This window comes from Halomarina pelagica (assembly GCF_024228315.1).
Classification (GTDB): domain Archaea; phylum Halobacteriota; class Halobacteria; order Halobacteriales; family Haloarculaceae; genus Halomarina; species Halomarina pelagica.
Map to the genome: position 1 here is coordinate 1,535,462 of NZ_CP100454.1, position 15,650 is coordinate 1,551,111.

16 protein-coding genes and 1 tRNA gene are annotated in these 15,650 nt (G+C 71.6%); 5 read left to right on the forward strand and 12 right to left on the reverse strand.

The features are described from left to right. Positions 1-33: 33 nt before the first annotated feature. From NKI68_RS07980 to NKI68_RS07995, 4 genes are all read right to left on the reverse strand, one after another. Positions 34-1,533 carry a lipopolysaccharide biosynthesis protein gene (locus NKI68_RS07980; RefSeq protein WP_254546186.1) on the reverse strand — a complete coding sequence of 500 codons (1,500 nt, stop codon included), beginning with the start codon at positions 1,531-1,533 and terminating at the stop codon, positions 34-36. 291 nt (positions 1,534-1,824) lie between these two features. Continuing rightward, positions 1,825-3,318, reverse strand: a complete 1,494-nt coding sequence (locus tag NKI68_RS07985) for a carboxypeptidase M32 (RefSeq protein WP_254546187.1) — start codon at positions 3,316-3,318, stop codon at positions 1,825-1,827. Positions 3,319-3,344: 26 nt separating this feature from the next. Continuing rightward, the gene (locus NKI68_RS07990) at positions 3,345-3,551 is read right to left on the reverse strand and encodes a hypothetical protein (protein WP_254546188.1); all 207 of its coding nucleotides are present in this window, start codon (positions 3,549-3,551) and stop codon (positions 3,345-3,347) included. A 53-nt stretch (positions 3,552-3,604) separates the two neighbouring features. Then, a complete protein-coding gene (locus NKI68_RS07995; protein WP_254546189.1) occupies positions 3,605-4,828 on the reverse strand; it encodes a M20 family metallopeptidase in 1,224 nt (407 codons plus the stop codon). Between the two features lie 80 nt (positions 4,829-4,908). Between NKI68_RS07995 and NKI68_RS08000 the strand changes: the two genes are divergently transcribed. Continuing rightward, positions 4,909-6,759 carry a PINc/VapC family ATPase gene (locus tag NKI68_RS08000; RefSeq protein ID WP_254546190.1) on the forward strand — a complete coding sequence of 617 codons (1,851 nt, stop codon included), beginning with the start codon at positions 4,909-4,911 and terminating at the stop codon, positions 6,757-6,759. 24 nt (positions 6,760-6,783) lie between these two features. Here NKI68_RS08000 and NKI68_RS08005 read toward each other — a convergent pair whose 3' ends face one another. Then, on the reverse strand, positions 6,784-7,080 hold the full coding sequence (locus tag NKI68_RS08005; RefSeq protein ID WP_254546191.1) for a hypothetical protein: 297 nt from the start codon (positions 7,078-7,080) through the stop codon (positions 6,784-6,786). Between the two features lie 168 nt (positions 7,081-7,248). Beyond that, a complete protein-coding gene (locus tag NKI68_RS08010; RefSeq protein ID WP_254546192.1) occupies positions 7,249-7,674 on the reverse strand; it encodes a bifunctional nuclease family protein in 426 nt (141 codons plus the stop codon). A gap of 73 nt (positions 7,675-7,747) precedes the next feature. Between NKI68_RS08010 and NKI68_RS08015 the strand changes: the two genes are divergently transcribed. Together NKI68_RS08015 and NKI68_RS08020 are read left to right on the forward strand one after the other, a co-directional pair. Beyond that, on the forward strand, positions 7,748-8,080 hold the full coding sequence (locus tag NKI68_RS08015; protein WP_254546193.1) for a DUF8081 domain-containing protein: 333 nt from the start codon (positions 7,748-7,750) through the stop codon (positions 8,078-8,080). A gap of 18 nt (positions 8,081-8,098) precedes the next feature. Then, on the forward strand, positions 8,099-8,383 hold the full coding sequence (locus tag NKI68_RS08020) for a GYD domain-containing protein (RefSeq protein ID WP_254546194.1): 285 nt from the start codon (positions 8,099-8,101) through the stop codon (positions 8,381-8,383). An 11-nt stretch (positions 8,384-8,394) separates the two neighbouring features. Here the strand turns inward: NKI68_RS08020 and NKI68_RS08025 are convergent, their stop codons facing one another. After that, the gene (locus NKI68_RS08025) at positions 8,395-9,849 is read right to left on the reverse strand and encodes an amidase (protein WP_254546195.1); all 1,455 of its coding nucleotides are present in this window, start codon (positions 9,847-9,849) and stop codon (positions 8,395-8,397) included. Positions 9,850-10,062: 213 nt separating this feature from the next. Here NKI68_RS08025 and NKI68_RS08030 point away from each other — a divergent pair, with 213 nt between their 5' ends. Continuing rightward, positions 10,063-10,302, forward strand: coding sequence for a DUF8142 family protein (locus NKI68_RS08030; RefSeq protein WP_254546196.1), 240 nt, complete (start codon positions 10,063-10,065; stop codon positions 10,300-10,302). Positions 10,303-11,082: 780 nt separating this feature from the next. Here NKI68_RS08030 and NKI68_RS08035 read toward each other — a convergent pair. After that, a tRNA-Ser gene (locus tag NKI68_RS08035) sits at positions 11,083-11,167 on the reverse strand. A 93-nt stretch (positions 11,168-11,260) separates the two neighbouring features. On the opposite strand from NKI68_RS08035, the gene NKI68_RS08040 reads away from it, so the two are divergent. Further along, positions 11,261-12,208: an AAA family ATPase gene (locus NKI68_RS08040; RefSeq protein ID WP_254546197.1), complete on the forward strand. Its 948-nt coding sequence runs from the start codon at positions 11,261-11,263 to the stop codon at positions 12,206-12,208. Positions 12,209-12,273: 65 nt separating this feature from the next. Here NKI68_RS08040 and NKI68_RS08045 read toward each other — a convergent pair whose 3' ends face one another. Genes NKI68_RS08045 through NKI68_RS08060 form a run of 4 tightly spaced genes read right to left on the reverse strand, consistent with a single transcriptional unit; the run spans position 12,274 to position 15,509 of the window. After that, the gene (locus NKI68_RS08045; RefSeq protein ID WP_254546198.1) at positions 12,274-12,774 is read right to left on the reverse strand and encodes a DUF7519 family protein; all 501 of its coding nucleotides are present in this window, start codon (positions 12,772-12,774) and stop codon (positions 12,274-12,276) included. Continuing rightward, a complete protein-coding gene (locus NKI68_RS08050; RefSeq protein ID WP_254546199.1) occupies positions 12,771-14,045 on the reverse strand; it encodes a DUF58 domain-containing protein in 1,275 nt (424 codons plus the stop codon). The genes NKI68_RS08045 and NKI68_RS08050 overlap by 4 nt, the downstream gene beginning before the upstream one ends. Further along, positions 14,046-14,603: a DUF7269 family protein gene (locus tag NKI68_RS08055; protein ID WP_254546200.1), complete on the reverse strand. Its 558-nt coding sequence runs from the start codon at positions 14,601-14,603 to the stop codon at positions 14,046-14,048. Beyond that, a complete protein-coding gene (locus NKI68_RS08060) occupies positions 14,604-15,509 on the reverse strand; it encodes a DUF4129 domain-containing protein (RefSeq protein ID WP_254546201.1) in 906 nt (301 codons plus the stop codon). It abuts the gene before it with no gap. Positions 15,510-15,650 lie beyond the last annotated feature (141 nt).

The window sequence follows — 15,650 nt, forward strand, 5'->3', positions numbered from 1 at the left end:
GGCGATCGGTCGAGGGCGGCGGGTTCGCCACGCTCAGAGGCTCCGTCGCACCTGCCCGACGAACTCGTTCAGTCCGATGTCGAATCGCAGTTCGAGCGCGAGCATGACCAGCGCGTAGGCGACGACGCCGGCGACGACGGTCGCGACGAACGCCGCGAGTGGCCCGCCCGCGTCGACGACCGCCCGTCGAACGGCGAGCGCGCAGACGCCCATGACGACGCTCCCGGCCGCCGGGAACGCGACGATGGCGGCGAGCGAGCGCAGGTCGTCGTCGACGATGCGGATCGCCAGCCACGTCGCGACCGGGATGCCGACCGCGCTCGTCAGGAGGACGGCCATCGACGTTCCCGGGAGCCCGAACGCGGCGGTGAGCGGGTAGATGGCGACGACGAGGACGCACAGCCGGAGCGCGTGGAGCTTCGCGGCGTAGTCCGGACGACCGACGGCCTTGAACAGCGGGGAGGTACACGTCCGAACCGAACGCAGCACGCCGAAGCCGGCGAGTATCTGCATCGGGACGACCATCGCCTCCCAGCCGTCCCCGAGGAACGTCGGGACGAAGACGGGCGCGACGACGGCGATCCCGACGCCGACCGGCAGCGAAATCAGCGACGAGAGCCGCAGGGCGCGGTGGAAGCCCTCGCGGAGGGCGGTCGCGTCGCTCTGGACCTTCGAGTACGCGGGCATGGCGACCCGCGAGATGGTGTGTGCGACCTCCGTCGCGGGGGCGTTCGAGAGCTGGTAGGCGAGCTGGTACGCGCCGAGGGCACCCGTGCCGAGGAACCGACCGACGAAGACGTCGTCCCCCTCGCCGTAGAGGAACGTGACGACCGACGAGCCGAGGATCCACTTGCCGTAGTCGACGAGTTCGGCGGCGCGGGCGCGGTCGAACCGCGGCCAGGGGCGGTAGTCGTGGATCGCGTAGGAGGCGACCATCCTGACCCCGTTTCCGACGACGAACCCGGCGACGAGCGCCCACACCGTCGCCTCGACGAACACCGCGTACCCGATCGACACCGCGACCCGAGGGAGCGTCCCGCTGAGGGAGAACGCGAACTGCCTGTGGAACGCGAGGTCCTTCTCGAAGTAGACCCGTCCCGGGTTGTAGAGCATCTCGAAGAGCGTGGCGAGAGCGACGGCGCGCAACAGGAGCGTCGCGCGCGGCTCGCCGAAGAACGACGCGACCAGCGGCGCGGAGAGGTACGCCACTGCGGCGATCGTGACGCCCCTGAGAAGCTGGAGGGTGAACGCCGTATCGAGGTACGCGTCGACGTTCGCCTCCCTGCGCTGGATGAGCGCCGTGTCGAGCCCGAGCCGGGAGAAGCGCTTGAGCGCCGAGAGGGCGACCAGCGCGATGCCGAACAGCCCGAAGTCGGCCGGCGAGAGCAGCCGCGCCAGCACGACGAGCATCACCGTCTCGAGGACCCTGTTGCCGCCGTTGGTGAACGCGAGCCACAACCCCCCGACGACCGTCCGCGAGGTGAGATCGCCAGTCGGCGAGAGCGACCGCTTGAAGACGTCGAGGAGCCGCATTAGTCCAGGGAACCGTCGAGCGTCCGTCGGCCGCGCGACCCGCGGGGCGGGACCGGCCGGGAGCGCGACCGGCGTCGGTCGCGCGGATCGGTTCGAGATCGGTGTGATACTGTCACATCGATAGCTCTCCGGAGAGGAGGAATACTATTTCGATAGCGTTCGGCTGGCGGTGTCGCTCACCGAGATCGCGGGGGATCGGCCGGGAGGCGTACCTCCCGGGGATGTGCGACGGACGGAGGAGACCAACGGACGGCGAGTCGCGCATCGCCGGTCGGTCGATCGGTGCCGGATTCAGAGGTCGTACAGCTCCCCGTACTTCGCCTCCGCGTAGTCGAGGAAGTAGTCGGCCGTGTACGCCTCGCCGGTGGCCTCCTCGACGAGGTCGGGCGTGGTGTAGCGCTGGCCGTGGCGGTGGACGTGCTCGCGGAGCCAGTCGCGCAGGGGGTCGAAGTCACCCTCGCGGACCTGCGCGTCCACGTCGCCGAGGTCGCGCTCCGCGGCGGCGTAGAGCTGCGCGGCGAGGACGCTCCCGAGCGAGTACGTCGGGAAGTAGCCGAAGTTCGCGTGCGCCCAGTGGATGTCCTGCAGACAGCCCTCCGCGTCCGTGTCGGGGCGCACGCCGAGGTACGCCTCCATCTTCTCGTTCCAGACCTCGGGCACGTCGCGCACGTCGAGGTCGCCCGCGATCAGGTCGCGCTCGATCTCGAAGCGGAGGATGACGTGCATGTGGTAGGTGAGTTCGTCCGCCTCGACGCGGATGAGGTTGTCCGGGTAGATCCGGTTCGCGGCCTCGTAGCCCTCCTCGGGCGTCGCGTCGGTGCCGAGGTGCTCGTTCACCGTCGGCGCGATCAGCTCCCAGAAGGCGCGGGTGCGCCCGACGTGGTTCTCCCAGAGCCGCGACTGGGACTCGTGGACGGTGAGGTCGCGCGACTGGCCGAGCGGCGTGCCGTACTCGTCGGCCGGGAGTCCGAGCTGGTAGGTCGCGTGGCCGAACTCGTGGATCACCGCGGTGAGCGCGTCGAGGGGGTCCTCCTCCTTGAATCGCGTCGTCACGCGGGCGTCGAACTGCGTGCCGGACATGAAGGGGTGGGGGGCGGTGTCGAGCCGACCGCGCTCCCAGGGGTAGCCGAGCGTGTCGAGCACGTCTCGGGCGAGCGCCATCTGCGTCTCGTCGTCGTAGCGCCCCTCGAACGGGGAGGCGAGTTCGACGTCGCTCGCCTGGATCTCCTCGATCAGCGGGACGAGCCGCTCGCGGAGGCGTTCGAGCACGCGCTCCGCGGTGTCGAGGTCGAGGTACGGCTCGTAGTCGGCGAACAGCACCTCGTAGGGGTCCGCGTCGGGATCGACGTGCGCCGCGTACTCGCGCTTGAGTTCGACTAGGCGCTCGAGCGTCGGCGCGAAGGCGTCGAAGTCGTCCGCCTCCTTCGCCTCCTGCCAGACGGGGAGCGCCTCGCTCGTCGCCTCGGAGATCTCCTCGATGAGGTCGCCCGGGACGCTCGCCGCGCGGTCGTGCTCGCGCCGGAGTTCGCGGACGACGGCGCGCTTGTCGGCGTCGAGGTCCGCCGCCTCCAGGGCGTCGAGGTCGGCGGCCATCTCGTCCGTCGTGAGCAGTTCGTGAGAGAGCGCGGAGAGCGTCGAGAGCTGCTTCGAGCGGGCGGGCGTGCCGCCCTCCGGCATCACCACCTGCTGGTCCCAGGAGAGCAGCATCCCGGCGGATCGGAGGTTACTGATTCGCCTGACTCGATCCAGGAACTCGTCGTACCGCGACTGCTGTTCTGTCGCCATGCGTGACGACTAGTCACGGCATCCTATCAACTTGCTGAATGTCTCACAGGATCCGCGACCGAGACGTACAGGCCGACGAGACCGCCGCCGACGAACAGCGCGCCGACGGCCAGGGCGAACGGGGAGCGGGCGTAGAGCGCGAGCCACGCCCCGGAGACCAGCGCGAAGAGCGAGGCGAGAGCGGCGAGAACGCGCAGCGGGAGCGTAAGACCGGACGGGTCGTCGGAGGGCATCGACCGGCGACAGGTCGCCGGTCGATATATACTATCGGCCGCCCCGGGTCGGGTCAGCGCGATGCGACCCGCTCGATCGCCTCCCGGTAGATCCCGTAGCACCGATCGAGTACGGCGAGCGAGACGCTCTCACCTGCGGTGTGCGCCTCACCCGGCTCCGCCGCGCCGCAGACGACGCACGCCGTGCCCGCGGCCGCGAGCCACCCGGCGTCGGTCGCGTGGGGCTTGGCGACGCGCTCGGGGGACCCCGACTGCGCTCCGTCGGCGGCGGCCAGCACCGCGTCCGCGAACGCGTCGTCCCGACAGGCCATCGGCGGGAGGTCCTGCTCGACGCGCCACTCGACGCCCTCGATCCCCTCGACCCGCCCGAGGTCCGCCCGCGCGCCGGGGACGGTGCGCTCGTCGACGGTCACCTCGCACCGTTCGGGGACGACGTTCCACGCGCTACCGCCGTCGATCTCGGTGACGACGACGCTCCCCGCGAGGTCCTCACCGAGGACGGTCGCGGTCGGCGCGTCGAGGCCGCGGACGATCTCGACGGCGTCGAGCGCCCGGTAGATCGCGTTCTCGCCCGCTTCTGGTTCGCTTGCGTGGGCCGCGGCACCGCGGACGACCAGCCGGCTCGCCTGCCGCCCCTTGTGCGCGACCGCCACGTCCGTCACGCCGGGCGCGGAGTAGCCCGTCGACCCCTCGCCGACGATCGCGTAGTCGGGCGCGAACCCCGAGTCGATGGCGCGACGCGCGCCCGCGCCGCCCCGCTCCTCGCCCGCGAACGAGGCGAGGACGCAGGGGGCGTCCGCGTCGCGGAAGGCGCAGCACATCGCGGCGAGCGCACCCTTCATGTCGGCGCTGCCGCGGCCGTAGAGGCGGCCGTCACGCTCCTCTATGGCGTATCCCCCGTCCGCGTCGACCTGCGATTCGTCCGGCGGCACCACGTCGTGGTGCCCGACGAGCGCGAGGCCCCCGTCGACGGCCCACGGGTCGTTCGGGTCGCCCCCACCGTCCCCGCCGTCCCCGCCCTCCCCGCCCTCCCCGCCCTCCTCGCCCTCCTCGCCCTCCCCATCGTCTCCGCCGTCCCCGCTCCGTCCGCCGCTCCCGTCGCCTCGGTTACCGACCACCCCGGGATCTCGCCGGGCGATCACCCCGGCGTCGGTGTGCGCGACCGCGGCGTCGGTGCGTTCGCGGAGCCAGTCCGCGAGGTACTCGCCGGCGGCGGTCTCGTCCTCGTGGCTCGGGGTCGCGACGAGGTCGCGGGCGAGGGTTCGAACGTCGTCCATGGCCGGAGGCTCGGCCCCGGGGGCTAAATTCCTGTTGCGATCTTGAACACGCTTATACGGCGGCGCGGCGCAGGTACCGTATGAACGTCGTTCCGGACACGAGCGTGGTCGTCGACGGCCGCGTGTCCGAGCTGGTCGAGAGCGGCGAGTTCGCCGACGCCGTCGTCTACGTCCCCGAAGCCGTGGTGAGCGAACTCGAAGCTCAGGCCAACAGCGACCGCGAGATCGGCTGGCAGGGCCTCGAAGAACTCCAGCGCCTCGCGGAACTCGCCGACGCGGGGCGGGTCCAGCTCGAATACGTCGGCCGCCGGCCGAACGAGGAGGAGATCCGTCGCGCCCGCGCGGGCGAGATCGACGCGATCATCCGCGACGTGGCGAGCGAGCACGACGCCACGTTCGTCACCAGCGACGTCGTGCAGGGCGAGGTGGCGAAGGCGAAGGGCCTCGACGTGCGCTACCTCGAACCGTACGACACCGAGGTGGGGGAACTCGCCGTCGAGTCCTACTTCGACGAGGAGACGATGAGCGTCCACCTGAAGACGGGGATGGTCCCGATGGCGAAGCGCGGCACGGTCGGCGAGATGCGCTACGAGGCCATCGGTGACGAGGAACTGGACGACGAGACGATGCGCGAGTACGTCCACGACATCAGAAACGCCGCCGACGCCTCCGACGAGGGCTTCACCGAACTCTCCGAACCGGGGATGCGGATCGTCCAGTTCCGCAACTACCGCATCGCCATCGCCGAACCGCCGTTCAGCGACGGCGTCGAGATCACCGCCGTCAGGCCAATCGCCAAGACGAGCATCGAGGACTACAGCCACGTCGAGGAGATGAAAGAGCGCCTGCTCGACCAGCAGCGCGGCGTCCTCATCGCCGGGGCACCCGGTGCCGGGAAGTCTACGTTCGCGCAGGCGGTCGCCGAGTTCCTCGCGGACGCCGACTACTCGGTGAAGACGATGGAGAAGCCCCGCGACCTCCAGGTCGGCCCGAACATCACGCAGTACACGGAACTCGACGGGCAGATGGAGAAGACCGCCGACGCCCTCCTGATGGTCCGGCCGGACTACACCATCTACGACGAGGTCAGAAAGACCAGCGACTTCCGTACGTTCTCGGACATGCGCCTCGCGGGCGTCGGGATGGTCGGGGTCGTCCACGCCACGCGCGCCATCGACGCCCTCCAGCGTCTCGTGGGGCGCGTCGAACTCGGCATGATCCCGCAGGTCGTCGACACCGTCGCGTACGTCGAGGCCGGCGACCTCACGACCGTCTACGACGTGAAGACGGAGGTGAAGGTACCCGCCGGGCTGATGGAGGAGGACCTCGCCCGCCCGGTGATCGTCGTCAGCGACCACGAGACCGGGACGCCGGAGTACGAGATCTACACCTTCAACCGCCAGGTCGTCACCGTCCCCCTCGGCGACGAGGAGGAGGAGCGCGAGACGGGCGTCGGTCGCATCGCGAAGCAGGAGATCGAGCGCGAGATCCGCTCGGTCGCCCGCGGCCACGTGCAGGTCGACCTGCAGGGGCAGAACCGGGCCGTCGTCTACGTCGAGGAGGACGACATCTCCTACGTCATCGGGAAGGGCGGCGGTCGCATCAACCAGATCGAGGACCGCCTCGGCATCGACATCGACGTGCGGACGCTCGACGAGCGCCCCCGGGCGAGCGCCGGGGGCGGCGGGCGTTCCGGCGGCGAACGGAGCGCCGGCGAGCGCGTCACCCCCGAGATCACGGGCCGCCACATCATCGTCCCGCTCGGCGGCCACGCGGGCGAGACGGTCGAGGTGCGCGCCGACGGCGACTACCTCTTCACCGCCACCGTCTCCCGCGGCGGCGAGATCCAGGTCTCCCGCGGCAGCGCGATCGCCGAGGAGATGGAGGGGGCGATCGATCGCGGGGAGGCGATCACGGTGGTGCCGTCGTAGGGCAGCGCGTCCGCCGTCGGGACGTCACCGCTCGCGCTCGCTCGTCCGGTACCGTTCGACGGCGTCGCGGATCTGCCGCGCCTCGTTACGGGCGTGAAAGAGGTGCGGACGGATCACGGACGTTCGATACCGCAGTTTCGTCCCCGGTTCGCCCGACTCGAGCGTGACGTCGGACAGGGTCGCGAGGTGGACTCCGACGTTCGTCCGGTAGTCGATGACGCCCCCCTCGTCCGCGCACGCCACGTGCTCGACGCGCTCCGAGATGCGCCGGGCCGCCTCCTCCTTCGTCACTCGCAGGTAGAGCGTCTCGTACTCGACCATGGCCTACCTACCTCACGTGCCGACGGGTAATCAAGTGACGACCTCTCCCGGACGTCACACGTACGAGAGCGTCGTTCACCCGGAGCGGTACGCGTTCGCGCCGCTTCGCAGAACAGATTTCTCGAGGAGCGGTGTGCCGAAGGCGCACCCGACGAAGAAAGAGGTGCGCTAGAAGGAAGACGCCGGCCGCCCCGCCCGGTCGATCACTTCGTCGCTGATCTCGATGGGGCAGTCGGTGCGGAGCGCGAGGGCGATGGCGTCGCTGGGTCGGGCGTCGAAGGAGAGCTGACGACGCTCGCCGTCGCGGTACTGTTCGGCGTCGATCTTGGCGTAGAAGGTGGCGTCGGCGAGGTCGTCGATGCGGACGCGGTCGATGGCTCCGCCGAACTCCATGACCATGTCGACGAGGAGGTCGTGCGTGAGCGGTCGTTCGAAGTTCTCCCCGTCGAGGGCGAGCTGCATCGACTGGGCCTGATCGTCGCTGATGAAGATCGGAACGACGCGATCGCTCGCGTCGAGCAGTACCACGGGCGTGCGGTGACCGTCCTCGCTGACGCTCACGCCCACACCGCGCACCGTGGCAGTCGCGGTCATGTTCTGTCATTCACGATGGGGGTATGAAAAGCTACCCTCAGCCGGCGCGTACAGTCAGCGGGAGAGATAGCACATGCAGGAGAACGGATACGTCGTCGCCGTGAAACCGTCCGCTCGACGCCTGAGCGCCGCGGCCGGGCAGTGGGTGAACGAACGGGGGCCGCACCGTGAGTTCGAGACGAAGGCGCTCGCGCGCCGCTGGGCCGGGGAGCTGAGCACACCCGGCGCGCGACTGTGGGTTCAGGACGCCGTCCCGAACGATCCCACACCGATCGACGGCTACCTCGTCGGCACCGGACGCGAGCGGGGACTCCGCGCGCGGGACGGTCGGGGAGAACAGGCGACGCTCGACCGACTCGACCGACTCGACCGACTCGATCGGGCGGCCGGAACGACTTTTGAGTGACACCCACTACCGCGGTACATGAACACGTACATGGCGCTCGTCGACGTGCGGGAGACGATCCAGAACGTTCAGGAACTCGCGAGCGTCTGGGGGGAGATCCGTAACGAGATCCACGACCTTGACGGCACTCTCACGGACGCCTACGCCGTCCTCGGCGAGCACGACTACCTCCTCCTGTTCGAAGCGCCGAACCGCGACCGCGCGCTCCAGATCTCGCTCGTCGTCGAGCGTCGCGGGCTGGACATGCAGACGATGGAACTGATCCCCGTCGATCGCTTCGGGGAACTGGTCGACGACATTTAAATGGGTAGTCGTCAGCGCGGCGGGTACCGCCCCCGCCACGGCCGCTCGCGCTCGTAGGCGGCGTTGGCCGCGAGCACCGTGGCGTCGCCGTGGCGCTGACCGACCAGTTGAAGCCCGACCGGGAGGCCGTCGTCCGTCCAGCCCGCCGGGATCGACGCCGCGGGGTGGCCGGTCATGTTGAACGGCTGGGTGAGGTACCAGCCGGCGTAGGGGTCGATCGGCTCGCCCTCGACCTCCTCGGGGCCGAACGCCTCCTTCGAGAAGGGCGGCACCGCGAGCGTCGGACAGGCGAGCAGGTCGTACTCCCCGAGGAGCGCCTGCACCGCGTCGAAGACCGCCGTCCGGACGGCGTTCGCCTCGGAGAGCGCGACGGCCGAGTGCTCCCGGCCGCGGCGGATCATCGGCGCGACCACGCCGCTCAACTCGTCCATGCGCTCGCGCAGGTCGACGCCGAACGCCTCCTCCGAGCCGGCGGCGAGCGCCGCCATCTTCGCCTGGAAGACCGTGAGCGATCCCCGGCGGGCGCGATCCCACATCCCGCCGAGGTCGGGATCGGCGCGCTCGACCGTCATCCCCGCGTCGGCGAGGGCACCGACCGCCTCGTCCACGAGGTCGCGCACCTCGCCCGCCACCGGGAAGGCGTCGAGCGTCGGGCTGTAGGCGACGCGCAGATCCGTCACGGGCGCGTCGAGGGCGGCGACGAAGCCCGTCTCCGTCTCCGGCGATGGGAGCGAGAAGGGGTCTGCGGGGTGCGCCCCGGCCATCGCGTCGAGCAGCAGCGCGGCGTCCGCCACAGTTCGCGTCAGCGGGCCGGTGCAGGTGAACGGGAGGGCGTCGGCGATCGCGTCGGGGCGCGTGCGCCGAGGCACCAGACCAAAGGTCGGTTTGAGACCGTACACGCCGCAGCAGGCGGCGGGGATGCGGACGGACCCGCCGGCGTCGGTCCCCTGCGCGAGCGGGACGAGGCCGTCCGCGACGGCCGCCGCGCTCCCGCCGGAGGAGCCGCCGGCCGTGCGCTCTGCGTCGTACGGCGTCGCCGTCGGACCGAACAGGTCGTTGTCGGTGGTCGCGACGTGCCCGAACTCGGAGGTGTTGGTCTTGCCGAGGACGACGGCACCCGCCGCGCGCAGGCGGCAGACCGCCGGGGCGTCGCGCTCGGGGACGTGATCGGCGAGCGGGACCGAACCGTACGTCGTCCGCACGCCCGCGACCGGCGTGAGGTCCTTGATCGCGACCGGAAGACCGTGCAGCGGCCCGAGGTCGTCGCCCCGTTCGACCGCGCGGTCGGCGGCCGCCGCGGCGGCCCGCGCCTCGTCCGCGCAGACGGTGACGAAGGCGTTCGTTCGATCGTTGCGTGCGTCGATCCGGTCGAGACAGGCCTCGACGAGCGCGACCGACGAGAGGTCGCCCGTTCGGATCCGGCGGGCGAGGTCCGTCGCCGACGAGAAGAGCAGATCCCCGGTCATGCCCAGCGCTGTGGTCCAGGGTACCAAAAGTCTACGCGACGCGGCGAGGGAAGTCGCTCCCTCGAACGGAGGGGTGGGAACGAGAGCGGGGCGGGAGGGACGGAAAGAGGGTGAGAGAAACGGAGCGGGGGAGCGGAGGAACGGGAACGGGAACGAGAACGAGAACGAGAACGGGAGCGGGGGGCTTTTGCCCCCGGAGCGCCGACGGGGAGTATGCGCTACGGCGAGACCTCCATCACGCGCAAGCGGGCCGCCATCGCGATACTGCCGTTTCTCCTCCTCGGCCTGGCGGACGTCGCGCTCCTGCTCGCGTGGGGTCTCGAACCGCTCTGGGGGTTCATGATCCTCCCGCCCATCCTCTTCATCTCCGTGCTCGGCTGGTTCGCCTTCCGCGGCGGGATGGTGGGACCGGGGGCTGACGGACGAGAGGACGAGGACGTAGAGCGAGTGTAACGCCGGCTCGTTCCGTTCGCGGGGGCGTCGGAACCGGCGCGATCAGTGTGGTAGCACGGCCGGCAGGTCACTCACGGGCGAGAGACGCGAGCCTACGGAGGGGAAGGAGGCGACGATCCTCGGGAGCCTCGAGTCGTCCGACGACGACCGAGACGAGAACGGCAGCGATCAGGCGAGTACGTCGAGCAGTTCGCGGTCCTCCTCGATGAGCCGGTCGAGGTGCTCGTTCAGCTCCTCGTAGTCGATCGCGCGGTCGTCGTGGGCGCGCTTACTCATTACTCTCGTGTAGTTTGCCGTCCGTCTTGAAGCTTCGCGTAGTGTGCCACCGGTCATGGATAGAGCCGATCCTCGTCGATCTCGCCCGTCCGAAGCCACGCTGCGAGTTCGTCGACGTCGTACCGCCGGATCTTCTTTAGCACTGTATGCGCTCGCTCACCCCGTTCGGCCGGCGTCTCGCCGTGTTTGTCGAGGTATCGCCGCGTCGTGAGCCACGCACGGACGGTACCGTTCGCTTCGCTCTCAGGTTGCGTCCGTTCTCGTTCAAATCACCCGTTGTCGCTCCGCGAGACCGGTTACTCGCTTCGCTCGTCACGTCGTCTCGCTAGAAGCGCCGAGGGGGAGATTTGAACCACGGTCGCTCGTATCACTCGCTCTCTGATCGCGTTCGCTGGCGCTCACGCGACCACGGTCGCTCGTATCACTCGCTCCCTGCTTCAAATCTCACGACCGGGTTTCGCGGCATCGATGGCTCGCTCCGCTCGCCGTGTGATGCCGCGAAAACGCCGAGGGAGAGATTTGAACTCTCGAGTCCTTGCGGACAGCAGATTTCGAATCTGCCGCCTTGGCCAGGCTAGGCTACCTCGGCTCACCACCGAGTACCCCGCCGCGCCATTAGTCGGTTTCGGTTGCGGACAGTATCATTCGACAGTCATAAACACCCACGGATCTGCGTCACGACATGGACATCGACGAGGCGCGCGACGCCTGCGACGCGGTCGCCGACGCGGTGCTGTCCGGCGTCGTCGCCGAACGGGAGTTCCTCGACCACGTGCTGCTCGGCGTGCTCACCCGGGGACACGTGCTCATCGAGGACGTGCCGGGGACCGGGAAGACGCTCACCGCCCGCCTGTTCGCCGCGGCGCTCGGCCTGTCGTTCTCGCGCGTGCAGTTCACCCCCGACCTCCTGCCCGCCGACGTGACGGGGACGTTCGTCTTCAACGAGCGGACCCGCGAGTTCGAGTTCACCGAGGGACCGATCTTCGCGAACGTGGTGCTCGCCGACGAGATCAACCGCGCGCCGCCGAAGACGCAGTCGGCCCTGCTGGAGGCGATGGAGGAGGGGCAGGTGACCGCCGACGGCGAGACCCGCGCGCTGCCGGATCCGTTCTTCGTCGTCGCGACGGCCAACCCCGTCGAACAGGAGGGGACCTTCCCGCTCCCCGAGGCGCAGGTCGATCGCTTCGTCGCGAAGACCGGCGTCGGCTACCCGGACCCTGAGGGCGAGGTCGAACTCCTCCGCCGGCGGGCGGGCCGCGAGACGCGCAGCCCCGAGGTCGAGCGCGTCCTCGACCCCGAGTCCGTCCGCGCGCTCCGACGGGTCCCCGAGCGGGTGCGCGTCGAGGACGACCTGCTCGACTACGTGGTCGCGCTCGCCGGGGCGACCCGCGAGGATCGCCGGGTCCGCGTCGGCGTCTCGCCGCGCGGCACGCAGCGGCTGTTCGAGGCCGCCCGGGCGCGCGCCGTCCTCGCCGGCCGGGCCTTCGTCACCCCCGACGACGTGAAGCGCGTCGCCCGACCGGTGCTCGCCCACCGCCTCGTACTGACCCCCGACGCGACGGTCGAGAACGTGTCGAAGGCGGCGGTCGTCGACGACGTGCTCGACGCCGTCCCCGTCCCGACGGTCTGATCGGAGACGACGGTCCGACCGAAACGACGATCCGATCGACGCCGCCGGTCGGACCGGACGACGCCTCAGGCGCGCAGGGCCGCCGCGAGCGCGAGCGCGCCGACGAGCAGCAGCACGAGCGCGAGGAGCGGCCGCCCGCCCGCGGAGAGGCGGAAGGTGACGTAGCCGAGGGCCGCTGCCGCGGCCACGAGGCCGGCGGTCGCGGCGACGTGGACCGCGAGCGGCCGTGGAGCGTCCGCCGCCCGGCCGAGCGTCGCCCCGAGGTCGATCGCCTGCGCGGCGGCGTCCCACGCGACGACCGACGCCCCCGTCGCGAACAGGAGGGTCGCCGCCCCCGCGCCGCCGAGGCCCGCGACGACGACCCCCGCGAGGAGCGCGCCGACGCCCACCGTGGCCCCCCGCTCCGAGCCGGTGGCGGTGCCGCTCGCGAGCAGGAGGACGCCCGACAGTCCGAGCGGGAGCGAGAGGGGCGTGACCGCGAGCGGGAGCGCGGCGACGAGCGCCGCCGCCGTCGCCACCCCGACCGCCGCGCCGGACGGTCTGGCGTCGACGACCGACTCGCTCACGCCGATCGCCTCCGGGCGGCGCGCTCGACCGCCGTCGACAGCGGTTCGTCCGCCCAGTCGAGGACGGGGACGCCCGCTTCGCGGAGCGTCGAGGCGCGCAGCGAGCGCTCGACCCGCGCGAGCCGTTCGCCGGCGGTCGCCGACGCCGTCGGGTCGGGGCTGACGACCGTCACGGGGTGGCCGGCGGCGTCGAGACGACGGGCCGCGCTGACCGCGTAGTCGTCGACCAGCGGCGTGCAGAGGACGACCTGCGCGCCCGCCGGGAACCGCCGCCGCAACCGCGAGAGCCGCAGCGTCGGGAAGAACGGTTCGTCGGGCCTGGTCGGTGCCAGCGCCGGGTGCGTCGCGAGGAGGTCGCGCGCCCGCTGTCGGTGGCCGTCGCCCGCGCTCGGCGCGAGCCAGCAGTCCGTCGGCCCGAGCGCGGCGACGCCGACCCGGTCGCCGGCGTCGAGGCGACCCCGGAGGACCGCGCCCGCCGCCTCGACGCACCGCTCGATCGCGGGCGGGTCGTCCGCGGCGGGCGCGACGTACGCCTCCTCGCGGGCGTCGATCACGACGACGACGGTCGCCGAGCGCTCGCGGTGGAACTCGACGGTGCGCAGGTCGTCGGTGCCCGCGCTCCGCCGCCACGCGATGCGCCCGAGCGGGTCGCCCCGGCGGTACTCGCGCACGGAGTGGAAGGCGATCCCCGGTCCCCCCTCCCCCGTCGTCGTCTCGCCGGTGATGCCCGTCGCCGACGCGCGGATCGAGAGCGAGACGGGGGCGGGAAGTCGGGGGACGCAGGTCAGTTCCGTCTCGCACGGCACCTCGACGCGGCGCTCGGCCGCGCCGGTCGGATCGCGGGCGACGACCAGCGGCGGATCGAACCGGTGGCGGCCGCGCGCCGCCGTCACCGCGTAGGAGAAGGTCGTCGAACGACCGGGGCGGAGCGCCGTCCCGTGCCGCGGACTGCCGTCGGCCACCGCCAGCGCGAGGGGGACGCCGTCGAGCACTCGCACGTCCGCGAGGAGCGCGTCGCCCTCGTTCGTCACCTCGACGACCACCTCCACGGACTCGCCCACCGCCGGGCGGTCGGTCGACAGGGTCCGCTCGACGGAGAGGCGCACGTCGGGCGGCGACGCGCCGTGCGCGACGGCGGCGAGGACGAGCGGGACCGTCGCGGCGAGGACGAGCGGGGGGCGACCGACCAGGATGCCGACCCCCGCGAGCAGCAGGGTGATCGCGTTCAGCCCGCGCCAGTACTCCGTCCGGCGAGTGAGCGGGACGTCCATTCACCGCCCTCCCGCCGCCCGGCTATCGAGGGCGGCGACGGCGCGACGGGCCTGCCGGCGGAACGCCGGGTCGCTCGAGACGACGGCGCGGAGTCGCTCGCGGAGCGGCCGCCCGACGCGCCCCTCGTCGGCGAAGAACGCGGCCGCCAGCGGGTCGTCCGTCCACGAACCGGCCGCGAGTCGGGTGCGGGCCTCCTCGGGCGTGCAGCCGTCGTAGCGGGTGAGTACCTCGACGGCGGTCGCGTACAGGCGGTCGTACACCCGGTCGCGGTCGTGCATCGAACCGACGGTCGTGAAGGCGGTGACCGACGAGAGGTCGGCGTCGAACGATCCGCCGGGGACGGTCGCCGACCGCCGCCGTTCGGGGGCGGGGAGCGGCGGCGTCTCGGGCGTCCGCCGCCGCGCGCGGAGGCCGACGACGCCCGCGAGGACCGCGACCGCGCCGACGGCGAGGAGGAGCGCGTCGGGCGGCGAGAGACCGGCTCCGAACCGGGGGAGCGCGGCGACGACGAGACCGGCGAGGGCCAGGAGCGCCCCGAGGCGGGCGAGCGCGCGCATCTACCCGTCACCCCCGTAAGTGCGCTCGATGCGCCGGAGGGCGACGACGGCGCGCTCCTCGCGCGTCTCGTCGGCGTCGACGCCCCCGTACCGAACCGCCTCGAACAGGCCCGTCAGTTCGCGCACGTCCGCCGGATCCATCCCGGCGGCGACGGCCGCCGCCTCGAACTCCCCGGGCGTACTCGCGTCGGGGTTCGACACGTCGAGGTGATCGGTCATCTCCTTCCACGCCCGGAAGACGGCGTTCGAGAGGTCGGCGTCGGCGTCGATGCGATCCGCCGCGCGACCGGCCGCCGCGCCGACGGCCCGCACGTCCACGGGGTCGGACGGTTCGGGTTCCGCGGCGGGGTCGGGCGGCCCGCCGTCGCCGGTCGCCCGGACGACCACCGCGACGGCCCCGACGAGGACGACCGCGAGCAGGGCGAGCAGCGCCGGCGCGGGGCGGATCGCCGCGATCGGCAGCGAGGACTCGCCGCCCCCGTTCCCCCCGCCGGGGAACAGTCCCGGCCCGTTCCCGCCGAACAGACCGCTCCCGTTGCCCGCGTTCGACGCGTTCACCCCCGGGAGCGGCCCGCCGAACGGGAAGAGGGAGTAGACGACGAGGACGAGGAGCGCGACGACCGCCAGCGCGACGAGGGTCGTGACCACCGCCGACCGGCCCTCGCGGTAGAGCCAGCGGGCGACCGCGGCGAGTGCGACGACGACGAGCAGGCCGAGAAGGACCTCGAACAGGATCGACAGCTCCTCGGGCGGGGCCGGCGACGGCGTCGGCCGTGGGAGGCCCTGGCTGCTCCCGGAGCCGGCGACGGGACCCCTCCGAGCCGAGTCGAGCGTGGCGGCGGCCGCACCGAGGGCGAGAACGGCCAGCGACGCGAGGACCAGGGGCGTGGCGCGTTCGCGATTCACACCTCGCCTATCCGACCAGTAGAAATAAAGGTTCGCAGTCACGTAGCGGGATCGAGCGTCCGGCGGCGACCGCGGAGATCGGTCGCGGCGGCGACGAACCGTACCGGGATCGGCGTTCGGACACCGACGTGCCGATATCGA